16 protein-coding genes and 1 riboswitch are annotated in these 17,512 nt (G+C 69.4%); of the genes, 7 read left to right on the plus strand and 9 right to left on the minus strand.

Going from position 1 to position 17,512, the window contains the following annotated elements; all coding sequences use genetic code 11:
* Positions 1–248: 248 nt before the first annotated feature.
* Positions 249–734 carry a molybdenum cofactor biosynthesis protein MoaE gene (locus VES41_RS04660; protein ID WP_324813623.1) on the plus strand — a complete coding sequence of 162 codons (486 nt, stop codon included), beginning with the start codon at positions 249–251 and terminating at the stop codon, positions 732–734.
* 89 nt (positions 735–823) lie between these two features.
* Here the strand turns inward: VES41_RS04660 and VES41_RS04665 are convergent, their stop codons facing one another.
* Complete coding sequence (locus VES41_RS04665) at positions 824–1,828, minus strand: Bug family tripartite tricarboxylate transporter substrate binding protein (RefSeq protein ID WP_414719026.1); 1,005 nt, start codon at positions 1,826–1,828, stop codon at positions 824–826.
* Positions 1,829–2,051: 223 nt separating this feature from the next.
* On the opposite strand from VES41_RS04665, the gene clpB reads away from it, so the two are divergent.
* The 4 genes from clpB (at position 2,052) to arfB (ending at position 6,807) form a co-directional block, all read left to right on the plus strand.
* Entirely contained in the window at positions 2,052–4,676 is a 2,625-nt protein-coding gene (clpB, locus tag VES41_RS04670) for an ATP-dependent chaperone ClpB (RefSeq protein WP_324813626.1), read from the plus strand.
* A 6-nt stretch (positions 4,677–4,682) separates the two neighbouring features.
* Complete coding sequence (locus VES41_RS04675) at positions 4,683–5,018, plus strand: hypothetical protein (protein ID WP_324813629.1); 336 nt, start codon at positions 4,683–4,685, stop codon at positions 5,016–5,018.
* Between the two features lie 156 nt (positions 5,019–5,174).
* Positions 5,175–6,359 carry an acetyl-CoA C-acyltransferase family protein gene (locus VES41_RS04680; protein WP_324813631.1) on the plus strand — a complete coding sequence of 395 codons (1,185 nt, stop codon included), beginning with the start codon at positions 5,175–5,177 and terminating at the stop codon, positions 6,357–6,359.
* A gap of 37 nt (positions 6,360–6,396) precedes the next feature.
* On the plus strand, positions 6,397–6,807 hold the full coding sequence (gene arfB, locus VES41_RS04685) for an alternative ribosome rescue aminoacyl-tRNA hydrolase ArfB (protein ID WP_324813633.1): 411 nt from the start codon (positions 6,397–6,399) through the stop codon (positions 6,805–6,807).
* On the opposite strand, the gene VES41_RS04690 is transcribed toward arfB, so the two are convergent.
* Complete coding sequence (locus VES41_RS04690) at positions 6,776–8,551, minus strand: SulP family inorganic anion transporter (protein ID WP_324813635.1); 1,776 nt, start codon at positions 8,549–8,551, stop codon at positions 6,776–6,778. The genes arfB and VES41_RS04690 overlap by 32 nt on opposite strands.
* On the minus strand, positions 8,548–9,429 hold the full coding sequence (locus VES41_RS04695; RefSeq protein ID WP_324813638.1) for a helix-turn-helix transcriptional regulator: 882 nt from the start codon (positions 9,427–9,429) through the stop codon (positions 8,548–8,550). The genes VES41_RS04690 and VES41_RS04695 overlap by 4 nt, the downstream gene beginning before the upstream one ends.
* Before the next feature lie 92 nt (positions 9,430–9,521).
* On the opposite strand from VES41_RS04695, the gene VES41_RS04700 reads away from it, so the two are divergent.
* A complete protein-coding gene (locus VES41_RS04700) occupies positions 9,522–10,763 on the plus strand; it encodes an MFS transporter (protein WP_324813642.1) in 1,242 nt (413 codons plus the stop codon).
* A 184-nt stretch (positions 10,764–10,947) separates the two neighbouring features.
* Positions 10,948–11,193 carry a hypothetical protein gene (locus VES41_RS04705; RefSeq protein WP_324813645.1) on the plus strand — a complete coding sequence of 82 codons (246 nt, stop codon included), beginning with the start codon at positions 10,948–10,950 and terminating at the stop codon, positions 11,191–11,193.
* Between the two features lie 25 nt (positions 11,194–11,218).
* Here the strand turns inward: VES41_RS04705 and VES41_RS04710 are convergent, their stop codons facing one another.
* The 6 genes from VES41_RS04710 to VES41_RS04735 all read right to left on the minus strand — a co-directional run bounded on the left by VES41_RS04710 (position 11,219) and on the right by VES41_RS04735 (position 17,479).
* On the minus strand, positions 11,219–11,791 hold the full coding sequence (locus VES41_RS04710; RefSeq protein WP_324813677.1) for a DUF924 family protein: 573 nt from the start codon (positions 11,789–11,791) through the stop codon (positions 11,219–11,221).
* 46 nt (positions 11,792–11,837) lie between these two features.
* Complete coding sequence (locus tag VES41_RS04715) at positions 11,838–12,353, minus strand: 6,7-dimethyl-8-ribityllumazine synthase (protein WP_324813647.1); 516 nt, start codon at positions 12,351–12,353, stop codon at positions 11,838–11,840.
* 99 nt (positions 12,354–12,452) lie between these two features.
* Positions 12,453–12,613, minus strand: a riboswitch (FMN riboswitch).
* A gap of 94 nt (positions 12,614–12,707) precedes the next feature.
* Positions 12,708–14,039: a threonine/serine ThrE exporter family protein gene (locus VES41_RS04720; protein ID WP_324813649.1), complete on the minus strand. Its 1,332-nt coding sequence runs from the start codon at positions 14,037–14,039 to the stop codon at positions 12,708–12,710.
* Positions 14,036–15,373, minus strand: a complete 1,338-nt coding sequence (locus VES41_RS04725) for a TAXI family TRAP transporter solute-binding subunit (RefSeq protein ID WP_324813679.1) — start codon at positions 15,371–15,373, stop codon at positions 14,036–14,038. Before VES41_RS04725 ends, VES41_RS04720 begins: the two co-directional genes overlap by 4 nt.
* Before the next feature lie 19 nt (positions 15,374–15,392).
* Entirely contained in the window at positions 15,393–16,439 is a 1,047-nt protein-coding gene (locus VES41_RS04730) for a P1 family peptidase (RefSeq protein ID WP_324813651.1), read from the minus strand.
* Positions 16,440–16,477: 38 nt separating this feature from the next.
* Complete coding sequence (locus VES41_RS04735) at positions 16,478–17,479, minus strand: glycerophosphodiester phosphodiesterase (RefSeq protein ID WP_324813654.1); 1,002 nt, start codon at positions 17,477–17,479, stop codon at positions 16,478–16,480.
* Positions 17,480–17,512: the final 33 nt, after the last annotated feature.

Below are 17,512 nucleotides of genomic sequence, written 5' to 3' on the forward strand. Positions count from 1 at the left end.
CCGGAGATCGAGCAGACGAGCACACAGCTGCAAGGCGTGGAGCAGCAGGTGGCGCTGCTGCAGCAGCAACAGCGCGAACACCACCGGGGGCGCGACCTGACGCAGGGACACGAGCGCGGCCTGACGATGTAGGCCGGCGCAAATGCCCAGTGTCTCGGGCAGTGCACAGCCGCAGACGCAGTCTTGTTTCGACGACGGTATCGACGAGGCGGAGAGGCCGGCCGGACCGGCGGTGCCACAATCGAAGCATGAGTTCTCCGTCGCCCCGCGTTCTCGTCCAGACCGAAGACTTCGACCTGCAGGCCGAGATCGCAGTGCTGCGCGGACAGGACGGTCGGGTCGGGGCGGTTTGCAGCTTCATCGGCACGGTGCGCGACCGCAATGACGGAGACGACGTGGCGGCCATGGAGCTCGAGCACTATCCTGGCATGACCGAGAAGGCCATCGAGGCCATGATCGACGAGGCGCACCGGCGTTTCGACATCCTGGGCGCCCGCGTCGTCCATCGCGTGGGCCGGCTGGCGCCGGCCGACCAGATCATGATGGTGGCCGTGACCTCCATGCACCGGGGCGAGAGCTTCCGCGCCTGCGAGTTCCTGATGGACTATCTCAAGACGCAGGCCCCCTTCTGGAAGAAGGAACAGGCGCCGCAGGGAGGGGCCCGCTGGGTCGATGCGCGCGTGAGCGACGATGCGGCGCTGGCGCGCTGGGGGATCGAGTCAAAGAACGTTTGACCGCCCCCGGCTTCGCCGTGCTCGCCGCGCGGTGACGGGCGCGCCATGAGGAGCCTTGAGCTCCTTCCCGCACCCGTTCGTGGACTTGCTTACTGCGGCACGAAGCCCGAGGCGCGGATGATGTCGCCCCAGGTCGCGGTGTAGCTGCGTACCCGGCCGGCAAACTGGCCCTGCGGCTCGTAGGCCACGTTCAGGCCCATGGCCACCAGCTTGCTCTTGACGTCCGGCATGGCCAGCACCTTCTGCAGGGCGGCGCCGAAGCGGTCGACCACGGGTTGCGGCGTGCCGACCGGCGCGAAGATGCCGTAGTAGGGGTAGTCGTTCAGGTTGTCGATGCCCAGTTCGCCGAAGGTCGGCACGGCGGGCAGCAGCGGCTGTCGCCGGGCGCCGATCACGGCCACGATGCGCACCTTGCCGGCCTTCTGGTGCTCGATGAAATCCGGCACCGAGGCGATGCCCGCCGCGATCTGGTTGCCCAGCATGTCGGCCGTCATCGGGGCGCTGCCCCGGTAAGGCGCTGCCTGGAGGTCGAGCTTGTACTTCTGCGCAAGCAGCTTGACGAGGAACTCCGGGATCGACGCCGGTGCCGGCACGCCGATGGTGTCCTTGCCGCCGCGCTTGGTGCGCACCCAGCTGATGTACTCGTCGATGGTCTTGGCGGGGGTGCCGCCGGAGACGGCCAGGACGTTGGAGAACGTGGCGAAGCCGGCCACCGGGGTGAAATCGTGAGCCGGATCGAAGCCCGGGTTCTTCACCACCTGGGGCAGGATCGAGATCGAGTGGTCATGCGACAGGAACAGCGTGCGCCCGTCGGGCGCCGCCGCCTTCAATGCCTGCGCGGCGATCTGGCCGCCCGCACCGGCACGGTTTTCCACGACCACCGGCGCATTCAGCTCGTCCTTCAGATGCTCCGCCAGCAGGCGCGCGATGGCATCGCTGCCGGCGCCGGCCGGAAAACCCACCAACAGACGGATGGCGCCTCCGGCCGGCTGGGCCCGTGCCAGGCCAGCGGCGGCGAGCAGCGCCCCGGCCGCGGCGCCGGTGGTGAAGGTGCGGCGGCGCAGGGGGGCGGAGGTGGGATGGTCGGGAAACATGTTGCAGAACTCCTTTTCTTGTAAGCAGTAGATGATGACGCAGGATTGGGTCATTGCGTGACGTTCGCATGCAGAAAGCGGGCCCGGCGGGCGGCTCGCGGGCAACAGACCGGGGCTGGCTGCAGGCGCCGATCGGCGCGAAGATTGGGCGTTCGGCAGTGTTTCGACTTGAATCAGCTCGGCGCAGCCCCATCTCGTTGACAGTTCGGAGGTATTCAAGCCCATGCGTCAAGACAAACTTACGACCAAATTCCAGGAAGCCCTGGCCGATGCGCAATCGCTCGCCCTGGGCAACGACAACGCCTACATCGAGCCCGTGCACCTTCTGCTGGCCATGCTGCGCCAGGAAGACGGGCCGCGCGCGCTGCTCGAGCGCGGCGGTGCCAACGTGCAGGGACTGGCCAAGGCAGCCGAGGCGGCAGTCAAGAAGCTGCCGCAGGTGCAGGGCCACGACGTGGTCCAGGTCGGCCAGGACCTGGCCAAGCTGCTGCAGGCCACCGAGAAGGAGGCCATCAAGCGCAATGACCAGTTCATCGCCGGCGAGCTGTTCCTGCTGGCCGTGGCCGAAAGCAAGGCCGACGTCGGCCGCCTGGCCCGGGAGAACGGCCTGACCCGCAAGTCGCTCGAAGCTGCCATCGACGCCGTGCGCGGCGGCGAAGGCGTCAACAGCGCGGACGCCGAAGGCAAGCGCGAGGCGCTCAAGAAGTACTGCCTCGACCTGACCGAGCGCGCCCGCATCGGCAAGCTCGACCCCGTCATCGGCCGCGACGAGGAAATCCGCCGCGCCATCCAGGTGCTTCAGCGCCGCACCAAGAACAACCCGGTGCTGATCGGCGAGCCGGGCGTCGGCAAGACCGCCATCGTCGAAGGGCTCGCCCAGCGCATCGTCGCCGGCGAGGTGCCGGATTCGCTCAAGGGCAAGCGTGTGCTGTCGCTCGACATGGCGGCGCTGCTGGCTGGCGCGAAGTTCCGCGGCGAGTTCGAGGAGCGCCTCAAGAGCGTGCTGAACGAATTGGCCAAGGAAGAAGGCCAGGTCATCGTCTTCATCGACGAGCTGCACACCATGGTGGGCGCCGGCAAGGCCGAGGGCGCCATGGATGCCGGCAACATGCTCAAGCCGGCGCTGGCGCGCGGGGAACTGCATTGCGTGGGCGCGACCACGCTCGACGAGTACCGCAAGTACATCGAGAAGGACGCTGCGCTGGAGCGCCGCTTCCAGAAGATCCTGGTGGGCGAGCCCAGCGTGGAGGCCACCATCGCCATCCTGCGCGGCCTGCAGGAAAAATACGAAGTGCACCACGGCGTGGAAATCACCGACCCGGCCATCGTGGCCGCGGCCGAATTGTCCGACCGCTACGTGACCGACCGCTTCCTGCCGGACAAGGCGATCGACCTGATCGACGAGGCGGCCGCGCGCATCAAGATCGAGATGGACTCGAAGCCCGAGGTGATGGACCGGCTCGACCGTCGCATCATCCAGCTGCAGATCGAGCGCGAAGCCGTCAAGAAGGAAAAGGACGAGGCCTCGCAGCGCCGCCTTGGCCTGCTCGAAGAGCAGATCAGCCAGTTGCAGAAGGAATATGCCGATCTCAACGAGATCTGGCAGGCCGAGAAAGCCCAGGCACAGGGCAGCGCGCAGGTGCGCGAGGAAATCGACAAGCTCAAGTTCCAGATCGAGGAGTTCACCCGCAAGGGCGACTTCAACAAGGTCGCCGAACTGCAGTACGGGCAGCTGCCGGGCCTGGAAAAGCGCCTGAAGGAAGCCCTTGCCAGCGAGGAGCGCAAGGGCGGTCCGGGCACAGCGCCCAGGCTGCTGCGCACCCAGGTGGGCGCCGAGGAAATCGCCGAGGTGGTGGCACGCGCCACCGGCATTCCGGTGGCCAAGCTGATGCAGGGTGAGCGCGAAAAGCTGCTGCACATGGAAGACAAGCTGCACGAGCGCGTGGTCGGCCAGGACGAGGCGATCGGTGCGGTGGCCAATGCCATCCGCCGCTCGCGTTCCGGGTTGTCCGATCCGAACCGCCCGACCGGCTCGTTCCTGTTCCTGGGCCCCACCGGCGTCGGCAAGACCGAACTGTGCAAGGCATTGGCGGGCTTCCTGTTCGACAGCGAGGACCACCTGATCCGTATCGACATGAGCGAGTTCATGGAGAAGCACTCGGTTGCGCGGCTGATCGGCGCGCCGCCGGGCTATGTCGGCTACGAGGAAGGTGGCTACCTGACCGAGGCGGTGCGCCGCAAGCCCTACAGCGTGGTGCTGCTCGACGAAGTCGAGAAGGCGCACCCGGACGTGTTCAACGTGCTGCTGCAGGTGCTCGACGACGGCCGGCTGACCGACGGCCAGGGCCGGACCGTGGACTTCAAGAACACGGTGATCGTGATGACCAGCAACATCGGCTCGCCGCTGATCCAGGCCATGGTCGGCCGTCCGTCCGAGGAGATCAAGGACGCGGTGTGGGACGAACTGAAGAACCACTTCCGCCCGGAGTTCCTGAACCGGATCGACGAGACGGTGGTGTTCCATGCGCTCGACGCCAAGAACATCGAAGCGATCGCGCACATTCAGCTTCAGGTGCTGCAGGCGCGGCTGGCCAAGCTCGACCTGTCGCTCGAGGTGGTGCCCGCGGCGCTGGCCGAGATCGCCAAGGTGGGCTTCGATCCCCTGTTCGGGGCGCGTCCGCTCAAGCGGGCCATCCAGAACAGGATCGAAAACCCCCTGTCGAAGCTGCTGCTGGACGGGACCTTCGGTCCGAAGGACACGATCCGCGTCGACACGGACCCGATCCGCAACCCCGGCCAGTTCAGTTTTACCCGGGCCGGGGAACCTGTGGCGGAGAAGGCGGCCTAAGACAAGATGCTCAACTTTGTCATCCGTCTTGTTCTTTTCATGGTCGGCCTCGTGTTCGCCGCCAGCCTTGCCGTTGCGGTGCTGCTGCTGGCGGCGGCATGGGGCCTGCGCTACGGCTGGGCGCGACTGACCGGCAAGCCGATCACGCCCTGGGTGATGCGCTTCAACCCCGGTGCCGGCTTCCAGGCCTATCGCGCCGCCACGCAGCGCGCCCAGGAGCCGACCGCGGCGGACGTGGTCAACGCCCGTGCGCGCGGCGAATCGGCGCGCAGCCCGATCGGCCTGGGTGCCGGCGAAGGCGTGACCGACGTGCGCGCACGCCCGGCCACGCGCGCCGAGTAGCGGCTCACGCCGGCGGCCGTGGCGGCCGCACCCTCATAGAATCTCCGGCTTCGGCCCCGCGCCGGGCCTTGCCTGCCAGCAGGCGCAATCGCCCATGGGCGGACGGCTGCGCCGGACGCTGCGGCGTCCGCCCCTGAAACACCGAGGAGCTTCTTCATGACCCAGCGCGACATCTTCGTCGTCGGCACCGCCCGCACCGCCATCGGCACCTTCGGCGGCTCGCTCAAGGACGTGCCCAACACCCAGCTGGCGACGACCGCCGTCAAGGCCGCCATCACCCGCAGCGGCGTCGATGCCGCCCAGGTCGGGCACGTGGTGATGGGCAACGTCATTCCCACCGACACGCGCGACGCCTACCTCAGCCGCGTCGCCGCGGTGGATGCCGGCTGCCCCATCGAGACGCCGGCCTTCAACGTCAACCGCCTGTGCGGCTCGGGCCTGCAGGCCATCGTGTCGGCGGCGCAGGCGATCGCCCTGGGCGATTGCGACGTCGCCATCGGTGCCGGCTCCGAATCGATGAGTCGTGGTCCGTACTTCGACACCGCCGCCCGCTTCGGCGTACGCATGGGCGACGCGCAACTGCTCGACTACATGGTCGGCATCCTGCACGACCCGTGGGAGAAGATGCACATGGGCATCACCGCCGAGAACGTGGCCGCGCGCTACGGCATCTCCCGCGAGCAGCAGGACCGGCTGGCGGTGCAGAGCCAGCAGCGTGCGGCTGCGGCCATTGCGGCAGGCCGCTTCAAGGAGCAGATCGTTCCGGTGGAGATCAAGACGCGCAAGGGCGTCGTGGTGTTCGACACCGACGAGCACGTGCGCGCGGACACCACCCTCGAGACGCTGGCGGGCATGCGCCCGGCCTTCAAGAAGGACGGTCTGGTCACCGCGGGCAATGCCTCGGGCATCAACGACGGCGCCGGCGCGGTGCTGCTGGCCGAGGGCGCGCGCGCCAAGGCGCTTGGGCTGACGCCGATCGCGCGCCTGGTGGGCTACGCGCATGCCGGCGTCGAGCCGGCCTACATGGGTATCGGGCCGGTGCCCGCCACGCGCAAGGTGCTCGAGCGAACCGGCCTGAAGGTGGCCGACCTCGACGTGATCGAGTCCAACGAAGCCTTTGCGGCGCAGGCCTGCGCCGTCATCCAGGAGCTCGGCTTCGATCCGGCCAAGGTCAACCCCAACGGCTCGGGCATTTCGCTGGGCCATCCGGTCGGCGCCACCGGTGCGATCATCACCGTCAAGGCGCTGGCCGAACTGCAGCGCGTGCAGGGCCGCTATGCGCTGGTCACCATGTGCATCGGCGGCGGCCAGGGCATCGCGGCGATCTTCGAGCGCGTATGAGCATGAGCGCCGCGGCGCGAAGCAGGGAAGCTGCCTCGTGACCCCGCCCCCGCGCATCACTTTCGATCCGGACGAGGTGGTGCTCAGCGCCATCCGGGCGCAGGGCGCGGGCGGCCAGAATGTCAACAAGGTGTCGAGCGCCGTGCATCTGCGCTTCGACATCCCGGCGTCGTCGCTGCCGGAACCTGTCAAGGCGCGCCTGCTTGCCAGCCGCGACAGCCGGATTTCCACCGAGGGCGTGCTGGTGCTCAAGGCGCAGCAGTACCGCAGCCAGGACATGAACCGTGCCGACGCGCTGGCGCGGCTTCAGCTGATCATCGACGCGGCGGCCGTTGCCCCGCGCGTGCGCCGCGCCACCCGGCCGACGCTGGCGTCGCGGCGGCGCCGCCTGGAAGAAAAGCGCGGTCGCGCCGACGTCAAGCGCCAGCGCGGGCCGATTCAGGACTGAGCGTTCGCGCGCCGTCTTCCTGCGCCTTTGCATTGCCGCCGCTGTCCATCTCGGCCAGTGCCTCGAGCGCGGCCAGCGCCTCGGCGTCGGTGCGGTAACAGGCCAGCAGCGGGCCGGGCGCCAGCAGGCCGGCGCGCTCGAGCACCTGTTGCGCTGGCAGCTTGAGCCCCGAGATGTGCAGCCGGATGCCGCGCGACTCCAGCAGGCGCCGGATGCTGCCGAGCACTTCCACGCCGGTGAGGTCGACCCGGCTGACCGGCTGGGCGAACAGGCATACGTCCTTCAGGTCGGGGCGCCGCGCCAGCGCCTCGTTGATGTCGCGCTCGAGCGGGCTGGCGGTCGCGAAGTCCAGGTCGGCATCCATGCGCAGCGCATACACCTGCGGCGACAGTGGCGGCAGTTGCCACAGCGCGCGGTCGCGCAGGCTGCCGTCCGTGTGCAGCCCCACTTCGATGATGCGTGGATGCAGGTGCCGGTACATGTAGTGCGCCAGCGAGGCGAGCAGGCCGCCCAGCACGCCCCAGTAGATCGTGGGCGCGGTGGCAATGGTCAGCGCAAAGGTGCCCAGCGAGATGGCCGCCTCGATGCGCGAGACGCGCCACAGCGCGACGAACCCGCGCGGCTTGATCAGGCCCAGCGTGGCCGTCACCACCACCGACGCCAGCACCGCCTGCGGCACGTGATAGAGCAGCGGCATGGCCCACAGCAGCGCGGCTGCCACCACCAGCACGGAAAACAGGGTCGACCACTGCGACTTGGCGCCCGCGTAGAGCGTGATGGCGGAGCGCGAGAAGGAGGAGCTGGTGGGAAAGGCGCCCGACAGGCCGGAGGCGATCTTGGCCAGGCCCTGGCCGATCAGGTCCTGGTTCTCGTTCCACAGCGTGCCGGCGCGAGCGTTGTCGACCTTGGCGCTGGACGCGGTTTCCAGGAAGCTCACGAGCGTGATGAGGAATGCCGGCAGCAGCAGGCCGGCGAATTCGGCCGTCGATACCGCGTGCGGCAGGTAGAGCGACGGCAGGCCCGAGGGCAGGGCGCCGATCACCGCGCCGCCGTGCAGGGCGTAGCCCACTGCGTAGCTCAGGGCCGCGCTCAATGCCATTAGCGCCATGGTGGTGGGAACCTTGGGCGCCAGGCGCTTTCCCAGCCACAGCACCGCCATCCCGCCCAGGCCGAAGCCAATCGCCAGCCAGTCCGGCGGCGGCCCGTTCAACAGCGAGGCGTAACTGCGCCCCATGAAGCCGAGCAATGCCGGCAACTGCGACAACGTGATCAGCACCGCGGCGCCCTGGGTGAAGCCCATGAGCACCGGCGAGTTGACCAGCCGCAGCAGCCAGCCGAAGCGCACCGCCCCCAGCAGCACCTGCATGACGCCGGACAGCAGCGTCAGCCACACCGCCAGCGCCACCCATTCGTCGCTGCCGGGGCGGGCCAGCGGCGCCAGCGAAGCGCCCACCAGCAGGCTCGTCAGCGCGGTCGGCCCGACGGACAGGCGTGCCGACGAACTGAACAGCACCGCGATCAGCGCCGGGAACAAGGCTGCATAGATGCCAGTGACCAGCGGCATGCCTGCCAACGCCGCATAAGCCACCCCCTGCGGAATCACCATCAGCGCGACCGTCACGCCGGCCGACGCCTCGTTGACCAGCAGTGCCCGGTCCGGGCGGGGCCAGGAGAGAAAGGGCAGCCAGCGTTGCAGGCGTCTGCGGATGTCGTTGTCGTTGTCGGGAAGCAGGCGATCGGTCATGAGGACGCGGGGGACGACTTGCGCTTGTGTTGGAAAGAAGTGGGTGATTGTCCCGTAGCCGCCTTGAACATCGCACAGAAAGCGCTGTCGGTGGCGTAGCCGCTGGCTGCGGCCACCTGGCTGACCGGCATGCCGCGCGCCAGCAGGGGCAACGCATGCGCCAGCACCGCCTGCTGGCGCCAGGCCTGCCAGCTCATGCCCAACTGGGTGCGGAACAGCCGCGCCACCGTGCGTTCGCTGGCGCCGATGGCCTGTGCACGCTCGGCAAGCGTTGCGCGGTCGTCGGGCGCCCGCAGCACCGCCTCGCACAACTGGCGCAGGCGCTTGTCGGCCGGCAGCGGCACGTCAATGCGGATCTGCGTGGCGCGCTCGATCTCGTCGACCAGCAGCGGCGCGATCCAGCGCTCTCGTTGCGCCGCGTGCGCGTCGGCCGGTGGCTGGCCGTCCGGCGTGGTGTCGAGCGCCAGCATCAGCGCGCGCAGCAGCGGGCTGATTTCCAGCACCTCGCACCTGGGCCAGCCCGGCGCCAGCCAGGTGTGCACGTAGACCGTCCGCAACTCCGCGTCCTCGATCAACGTGATGCTGTGCGGCATGTCCGCCGGCACCCACAGCGCACGCGACGGCGGCACGATGTAGCTGCCGTCCTCGGTCGACAGCCGGATCACGCCCCGGGTCGAGAACGTCAGCTGCGGCCACGGGTGCGTGTGCAGCTCGACGAACGTGTCGGCCTTGAGAAAGTGCTCCTTGGCCCGCAACGGCCGCACGGCGTCGGGCGCGAAGAGGTGCGGCGTCAGCGAGCTGACGCTGTGCACCGGCGCCGGGCGCGGGCGGGCCGGTTGCCGTTGTCGGCCGGGCGAGGGCGTGTCGGTGTTTGGCATGGTTTCGACAAATGTTGTCGCTGTATCGCCATTCTGACGTCATCCGCGCAGATACGATCCCGTCGTTACCGCACGAATCACATCAACAAGAAATGAATGCTTCCGCCACCGTATCCCCGCAACGCTCCGTCGGCGCGGATGCCCAACTGATCGGTTTGGTGGGCCTGGCCCACGCCATCAGCCACTTCAGCCAACTCGTCCTCGCGCCGCTTTTTCCCTGGATCAAGGAAGAATTCGCCGTGAGCTATACCCAGCTCGGGGCGGTGCTGACGGTCTTCTTCATCGTCTCGTGCATCGTCCAGACAGCCTCGGGATTCCTGGTCGACCGCATGGGGCCGCGGCCGGTGCTGTTCGGCGGGCTGGCGCTGCTGGCGTCGTCCGGTTTGGTCTACGCGTCGGCGCAAGGCTACTGGATGCTGTTCCTGGGCGCCTGCCTGGCCGGCATCGGCAACGGCGTGTTCCACCCGGTCGACTACACCTTGTTCAACCGGAAGGTGGCGCCCACGCGGCTGGGTCATGCCTACAGCGTGCACGGCATCACCGGCAGCCTGGGTTGGGCGCTGGCCCCGATCTTCGTCGTGCCGCTCGCGATGGCGTTCTCCTGGCGCGTGGCCTTGGCCGCGGCCGGCGGCGTCGCGCTGGCGGTGCTGCTGGTGCTGTGGATCTGGCGCAGCGTGCTGGCGCTCGACCTGGCGCCGGCGCGCAAGGCGGCGGCCGGAGCACATGCGTCCGCAGCCGGCGAACTGGACTTCCTGCGCATCCCCGCGGTCTGGGTGTGCTTCGGGTTCTTCTTCCTCTATGCGGTGGTCATCAGCGTGGTGCAGACCTTTGCGCCCACCGCTGCGGCGCACCTGCACGATGTGCCGGTGGCCCTGATCGCCGCCTGTCTCACGGCCTACATGGTGGCCAGCGCCGGCGGCATGCTGGTGGGTGGCTTCCTGGTGACCGATCCTTCGCGCTGCGAACGCATTGTCGCGCTCGGCTTCGGCCTGGCCGCCTGCATGGCGCTGCTGCTCGCATTCGCGGACTTTCCGCCGATCGCCGTGCCGGTGCTGTTCGGCGCGATGGGCTTCGCCAGCGGACTGGCCGGCCCTTCGCGCGACCTGATCGTCAAGCGCGCGACGCCGGCCAACGCGTCCGGCCGTGTCTATGGCGTGGTCTATGCCGGGCTCGACATCGGACAGGCGTGTGCGCCGCTGCTGTTCGGCGCGATGATGGACCGCGGCCACTACCGCAGCGTCATCCTCGGCCTGGCGCTGGTGCAGGCAGTGTTGATCGCCGGCGCGTTCAACGTGCGCAAGGCAAGGCGCACGACGCTTGTCGCGAGCGCCTGATTCGCCGTCGGACTGGCCGATGGCATTCGGCCACTCGGCAGAGCCGCCACGGCCGGCGGTGCAAGAAGATTGCCAAAAGCGGGAATAGTGGGCAGCGTCTTACAGGCGCATACGCTCTTTAGCTGATGGAAACACACGCGTGCAGGCTCTACGCTTGAGCTCATTCGAAATCAGGGGCCAAGAGATGCTAGACACGCTGCAGAAATCCAAGATCCTCGCTCGCGCAGGGTACGCCGTGCCGGCCAAGCCGCAAGGCGATGGCGTACAGGATGCTGCAGCCTTGAAAGAGTGGACCCGTGAAGTGGAGAACCTCTACGTGAGCTACGTGGCCGCGCGCGCGGCGCGCAGCCTGCGCGAAGCCGAGGAACAGCGGCAGCTCGAGCGGCTGCGCAACATGGCCGCCATGCCCACCTCGCGCGCCTTCGCCTGAACCCGGGCGCTGGCGCTACGGCGCCTCAGCCTGAGAACCCGCCCTCTGCCAGGAACTTCTCTTCTTCGGGCGTACTGGTGCGGCCGAGTACCGCATTGCGATGCGGGAAGCGGCCGAAGCGGCGGACGATCTCGCGGTGGTGCTCCGCGAACCGAAGGTTGTCGGTGTCGATGGCAGCGCACAGCTGCACGCAGCGATCCAGGTCGGACACCTCTTCCGAATGCATGAAGGGCATGTAGAAAAAGGCACGCAGCGAAGCGTCCTCGATTCCCCGGTCGAGTCCGGCATCCACCGCCGCCCGCGCCACCGCCCGGGCCTTGCCGTCCGTGGCGAACATGTGCCCGCTGCCGCGCCAGGCATTGCGCGGAAACTGGTCGAGCAGCAGGATCTGGGCGAGCGCGCCTTCGGCGCTCGCCGCCCAATGGTCGAGTTCTCCGCGCGCGGCGGCGTGATGAGCCGCCTCGAAGCGAGACTTGAATTCGGCATCGAAGGCGTCGTCCTTCTTGAACCAGCGCTGCGGCCCGGCGGCGCGCCAGAAGTCGACGACGGCTCGCGCCTCGGCAGGGGACGTGGGTGCGTTGGCCATGGAGGCGATCATGCCACCGGCGCGCCCTGCGGCGAGGCCGGCGGCCATTGGCAGCAGATCAGGCGGCCAGCACCTCGCCCACGCGCTGCAGCGCCGCGAGCGTCCCGATGCAGGCCTGCGCCACTTCGGACCCCTTGACCGCGAAATGGCGGTGGAAGTACTTGCGATGCTCCACGTGCTCGTGGAAGTGGTGCGGCGTGAGCACGGCCGAAAACACTGGCACGTCGGTCTCGAGCTGGACTGTCATCAGGCTGTTGACCACCGTGTGGGCGACGAACTCGTGGCGGTAGATCCCGCCGTCCACCACCAGCGCGCAGCCGACGATGCCGGCGTAGCGGCCCGAGCGCGCCAGGCGCTTGGCATGCAGCGGGATCTCGAAGGCGCCCGGCACTTCGAACAGGTCGATCTGCTCGCGGGCGACGCCGCTGCGCAGCATCTCCTCGAGAAAGGCGTCGCGCGCCTGGTCGACGATGTCGCGATGCCACAGCGCCTGAACGAAGGCGATGCGGCCGGCGCCACCGCCGTGCGAGCCGGTGGGAATGGCGGAAAGGGGAAGGTCGTTGATCTGACTCATGCTGCACCTCGTGGATTGCAGGTTGGCTTGAATCAGGGCGCACGAAACCACGGGAACGCACCCGACGCCCGCAGGGGCAGGTGGCGCCTTCCGGCGGAAACGCGCTCTCTTTCATCCGGACTGTGACCGTCGGCCCCGGAATCCAACCGGGTCTGCTGACCCCGCGCCCCTGGCCTTGCGGTGGGATGCGGGCGCTCGCGGGCTCGTGCACTGGTGCCTTTACCGCCGGTGGGGAGTTTCACCCCGCCCTGAGAACGCTTGTGCCGCTCCGGACACTCCGGCGCGGCAGGGCGATTGTGCCGTCTCGCGCCCGGCCGCCCTGTCGCTGGCCGGACAAGACCCCACGGCGCGCTTCTAGCGGCGCAGCTTGAGGTAACGCAGCATCAGGTCGGCCATGTTGCCGGCTCGCTGGAAGACGGGTTCGAACAGCAGGTTGTACAGCGCCGTGCCGACCACCGTGCCCAGGCCGATGGCCACGATGGAGAACAACGTGGTGACGAAGTTCTCGAGGCCCGCCAGCCGGTTGCTGCTGGCCATCTCGGTGATCCCGATCAGACCGAGCGAGCCGGGCACGAGAATCCACAGCGCTGGCGTGAAGGTGACCATCGAAGGCGGCCCGCCCAGGCGGTACTGGATCATGTACGAGGCCGGCGTGATCAGCACCGCGGCCACGAACCCGCTCATGTAACCCCCGAAGACGGCGTTGCCGGCCAGCTGCCCGACCTGGGCGATCAGCAGCACCACCACCATCCAGAACAGCGCATGCCGCGTCGCCGAGTAATGGAGCCAGTGGCCGACGCCGAACAGCACCGCCGCCAGCCACGGCGCCCAGGTGCGCGTCGACGCGTCGGCCGGCGCAATGAGCAACTGCTCGGGCGGCAGCCCGACGATCGAGGCGGCAGCCAGCATGCCGAGCATGAGGAACACGAGCTGCAGCAGGCCGGCGACGAAGCGCGTGGCGCCCGAGACGACGTCGCCGTAGGCCAGGTCCACGGTGGCGGTTGCCAGCACGCCGCCGGGCAGGAAGGTCAGCAGCGAGGCCACCAGCACGTAGGTCGGGCTGGCCTGCAGCCCGTGACGCGCGCCGATCAGTGCCACCAGCACCACCACGAAGGCCGAGAGCATCGGCAGCAGGACGGCAAGCACGCCGCGCTGGCGCGACCACAGCCGCAGCCCGCCGACCAGCAGCCCGAAGAACGCGGTGACGCCCACCAGGTCGATCGACGGCTGCAGGACCAGCGCGATCCCGATGGTCGCCAGCACGTGCCCGAGCAGGTCCCATTGCCAGCGGTAGCGCGGCGGCATCGCCAGGATCGCGTTGATGCGGCGCAGGCCCTCGGTCGGGTCCAGGGCCGCGCGCTCGGCATCGCGCACCAGATCGAAGGTGGCCTCGATCTGGTCGAAGCGCAGCACCAGGCCCTGCTCGGCGGTGAACTCGATCTGCATGACGTCGTCTTCCTCGGCGAAGTTGACGAACAGCACCGTCGGCAGGGCCAGCACGTTGAACTGCGCGATCTTGTGCACCGCCGCGACCCGCTGCAGCGTGGTCTCGACCAGCCGCACCGGCGAGCCAGTGGCCAGCAGCAGGTGGCCCAGCCGCAGCAGGAAGCGCAGGAGCCGGCGCCGCTCGCGCTGGCTGCGTTCGAGCGTGGCCGGCGAGGAGGCGGTCGGCTCGAAGTCACTCACGGGGCAACCTCCGCATGCGCGGTCAGGCGCAGCCGGGCGGCGCGGATGTGCGCACGCAGTTCATACAACTCGTTGGCGTAGGACAGCGGCACGGTGACCTTGTTGACGCGCGCCTCCAGTTCATCGAGTTCGCGCAGCAAGGGCTCCGGCGTGTCACCCGCGCCGCCGCGTTGCTCGATGTCGCGAAGGCGCGCATACCAGCGGAATACGCGCGAGCGTACCCGGAACTGGTAGAGCGGCGGCACGACCCGCGACAGCGGCAGCATCAGGACCAGCAGGCCGCCGAGCACCAGCCACATGCGCTCGAACAGGTTGCTGGCCCAGAACGGCAGGTAACGCTGCCAGAACGGGGGCGTGCCGTTGATGGCGCGGTCGCCCTCGGGGCTGACCGGCAGTTCGCTGGTGCGGGTATTGGGGAAGTCGCGTGCCCGGTTGAACCAGCCACCGGCGCTGTGGATCGACTGGGCGCTCTTGGCGAACAGCTCGCGCAGTGCCGGGTGCGTCTGCTCGCGCGACAGCAACGACGTCGTGGCGGCCAGCAGGGTCACGTCATGCGGCGGGAGGTCTGCCGCCAGGTCGACCACACCGCGCGGCAGCGTCACGGACTGAAGGTATCCGAAGCGCCGCACATAGGCCTCTGCCTGCTGCACGTCCATCAGCAGGACGTCCGGCGCGCGCAGGAGCTGCTGCACCTGCCTGGACTGCGGTGCGGAGGCCAGGACGACGGCGTCGAGCATGCCGCCGAGCAGGGCCTCGGCCGCCGGCGCGGGCTCGAGGTGGGACAGCTTCATCGTGGCCGGGTCGAGGTGGTTGGCGCGCAGCAGCTGGTCGACGAGCTGCGGCACGCCGCTGCCGGATTTGTCCACGTTCACGCGCAGGTTCTTGAGCTGCACCAGCGCACCCGCTCCCTGGCCGGACGCGGCCGCCGCAGGCACCGCATCCTTGCGAACGAAGATCCACAGCGGTTCGTAGAACAGGGCGCCGAGCGACACGAGCCCGGCTTCCTCGTCGGCCGCCGGGTCGGCGCTGCCGCCGCGGACGAAGGCGACGTCCACGTCGCCGCGGCGCAGCAGCGTCAGGTTGTCGAGCGAGCCGTCGGTACGCTTCTCGACGACCTCGATGCCGTCCGCCTCCAGCGCCTTGGCGTAGCGCCTGCCGAAGTTGGCATAGGCGCTGTCGGCCGGGCCCGTGGCCAGCACCACGCGCGTGGGCGGCTGCGGGTCGAGCCACCAGTAGGCCGCCATGAGCAGGCCGACCGCCAGCGCCAGCACCGGGCCGGCCGAAACCAGCAGGTCGCGCAGGGACAGCAGGATCAGGCGCAGCGACTTCGGCATCATGCGCGCGCGGGGCCGCTCAGCCGAGGTCCGCCGCGCATGGGAAGCGCAGCATCGCGCCGCCGCTCAGCACGTCGACGGTCCGTGCCGCGCGCACTGCGCGCAAGGTGGCGCGGGCCACGGCTTCGGCGGCCATGGCGCCGAGAACCGTCATGCCCGGCGCATCCGGCGCGAGCGGCACGCGGCCGGTGGAGAGCGCGAACAACGTGTCGCCGTCGCTCATGGTGTGGACCGGGTTGATGGCGCGCGCCAGTCCGTCATGCGCCACGGTCGCCAGGCGCTGCGCCTGGGCCTTGGTCAGCTTTGCGTCCGTGGCGATCACGCCCAGGGTGGTGTTGGTGCCGGCCAGCAGCGGGCGTGGCAGTTCGCCGCGCAGCAGCGCGCGGCGCGTGTCGAGCAGGCTGCGGCCGTCGGCGCTGCGGGCACCGGCGACCACTTGCGCGGTGTCGGGGTCGAGCACGTCGCCCAGCGCGTTGCAGGCGATCAGCGCCCCGACCGTCAGGCCGCCGACCCGTACCGAAGCGGTGCCGATGCCGCCCTTCATCGCGCGCTCGATGCCGAACAGCTTGCCCACGAGGGCGCCGCTGCCGGCGCCGACGTTGCCCTCGGCCGGCGGCGCGCTGCTGGCGGCCTGGCAGGCGGCGTAGCCGGCTTCGCCATCCGGACGGATGCGCGCGTCGCCCACCGGCAGGTCGAACAGGACGGCGGCCGGCACGATCGGCAGGCGGCCGTAGCGCACGTCCAGGCCCACGCCTTGCGCTTCCAGCCAGCGGACCGCGCCGTCCGCGGCGGCCAGGCCCCAGGCGCTGCCGCCGGCGAGCATCACGGCGTGTACCTGCTGCACCAAGTTGCCCGGGTCGAGCAGGTCGGTCTCGCGCGTGCCAGGCGCCGCGCCGCGGACGTCCACGCCGGCCACTGCGCCTTCGCGCGCCAGCACGACGGTGCAGCCCGTCGGGCGGCGCGTATCGGTGAAGTGGCCGACCTCGATGCCAGCGACGTCGGTGATGGCGCCGGCGGCGGCTTGGGAAGAAGAAGTCGTGGCGGGGGCGTGCGGACCGGAGGGCATATCGAAAGATTATGCGGTCGCGTCCGTCGCCGACACGTTCATCGGCGGGTGGCCGAGGGCGGCAGCGACATGCCGCGTTCGTCCATCAGGTCGCGCAGCACGTCCGGGTAGTCCGTGATGAGGCCGTCCACGCCCATGTCCATCATGCGCGCCATGTCGGCGCGCTGGTTGACGGTCCAGGGCAGCACCTTCAGCCCGAGCGCCTGCGCCTCCTTGACCTGCTCGGCGCTCAGGTCCTTGAAGGACGGCGACCAGGTCAGGGAGCCGTCGCCCGCCATGCCGGCGGCAGCCTTCACCAGCTGCGGGACCGAGCCGAACTGCGCCAGCATCAGACCCTGCGTCCAGCGGGCGTCGGCCAGGGTGCGCGGGCTGCTCAGGTAGGCCCGCGGCATGCCCGGGGCGCGCTGGCCGACGCGCGCAAGCGTGCGCCAGTCGAAGCTCTGGATGGTCACGCGGTCCGCCATGCCGGCGCGGTCGATCTGTTCGAGCAGGGCATCGACCAGCGCATCGGGCGGGGCCGAATCGCCAGGGCGCGTAGGATCGATCTTGGTTTCGATGTTGAATCGCACCCGGCTCGCACCGAGGCGCTTGACCTCGTCGAACAGCGCCGCAAGGGTGGGAATGTGCTGGCCGTCGACCGGATGCTGGCGGGCGAACTGGCGGCCGTAGGCGGATTCGGGTTGCAGCCGGCCGACGTCGTAGCGCTGCAGTTGCGCCAGGGTCAATTCATGCAGCAGCGGCCCGCGCGCCTTCAGCCAGGCGCCTTCGGGGTCGCGGGTGTGCTCGGGGTTGAGCGCCATGTCGTGCGAGATGACGACGACGCCGTCGGCCGACAGGCCCACGTCCAGTTCGAGCGTGTCCACGCCCAGCGCGATCGCCTGGGTGAAGGCCGCCAGCGTGTTCTCCGGCGCCAGTCCCCGCCCGCCGCGGTGTGCCTGGAGGTCGAAGGCCTGGGCGCCGGCCGTGGCCAGCACCCACAGGCAGGTGATGCCTGCCAGGCCTGCGGCACGACGGACGGAAAGGGGCAGGGAAATGCGCATGGGGAGGCAAGCTTGCCATACCTGTGCCGTGCG

It is taken from the genome of Variovorax sp. (assembly GCF_035634955.1).
Classification (GTDB): domain Bacteria; phylum Pseudomonadota; class Gammaproteobacteria; order Burkholderiales; family Burkholderiaceae_C; genus Variovorax.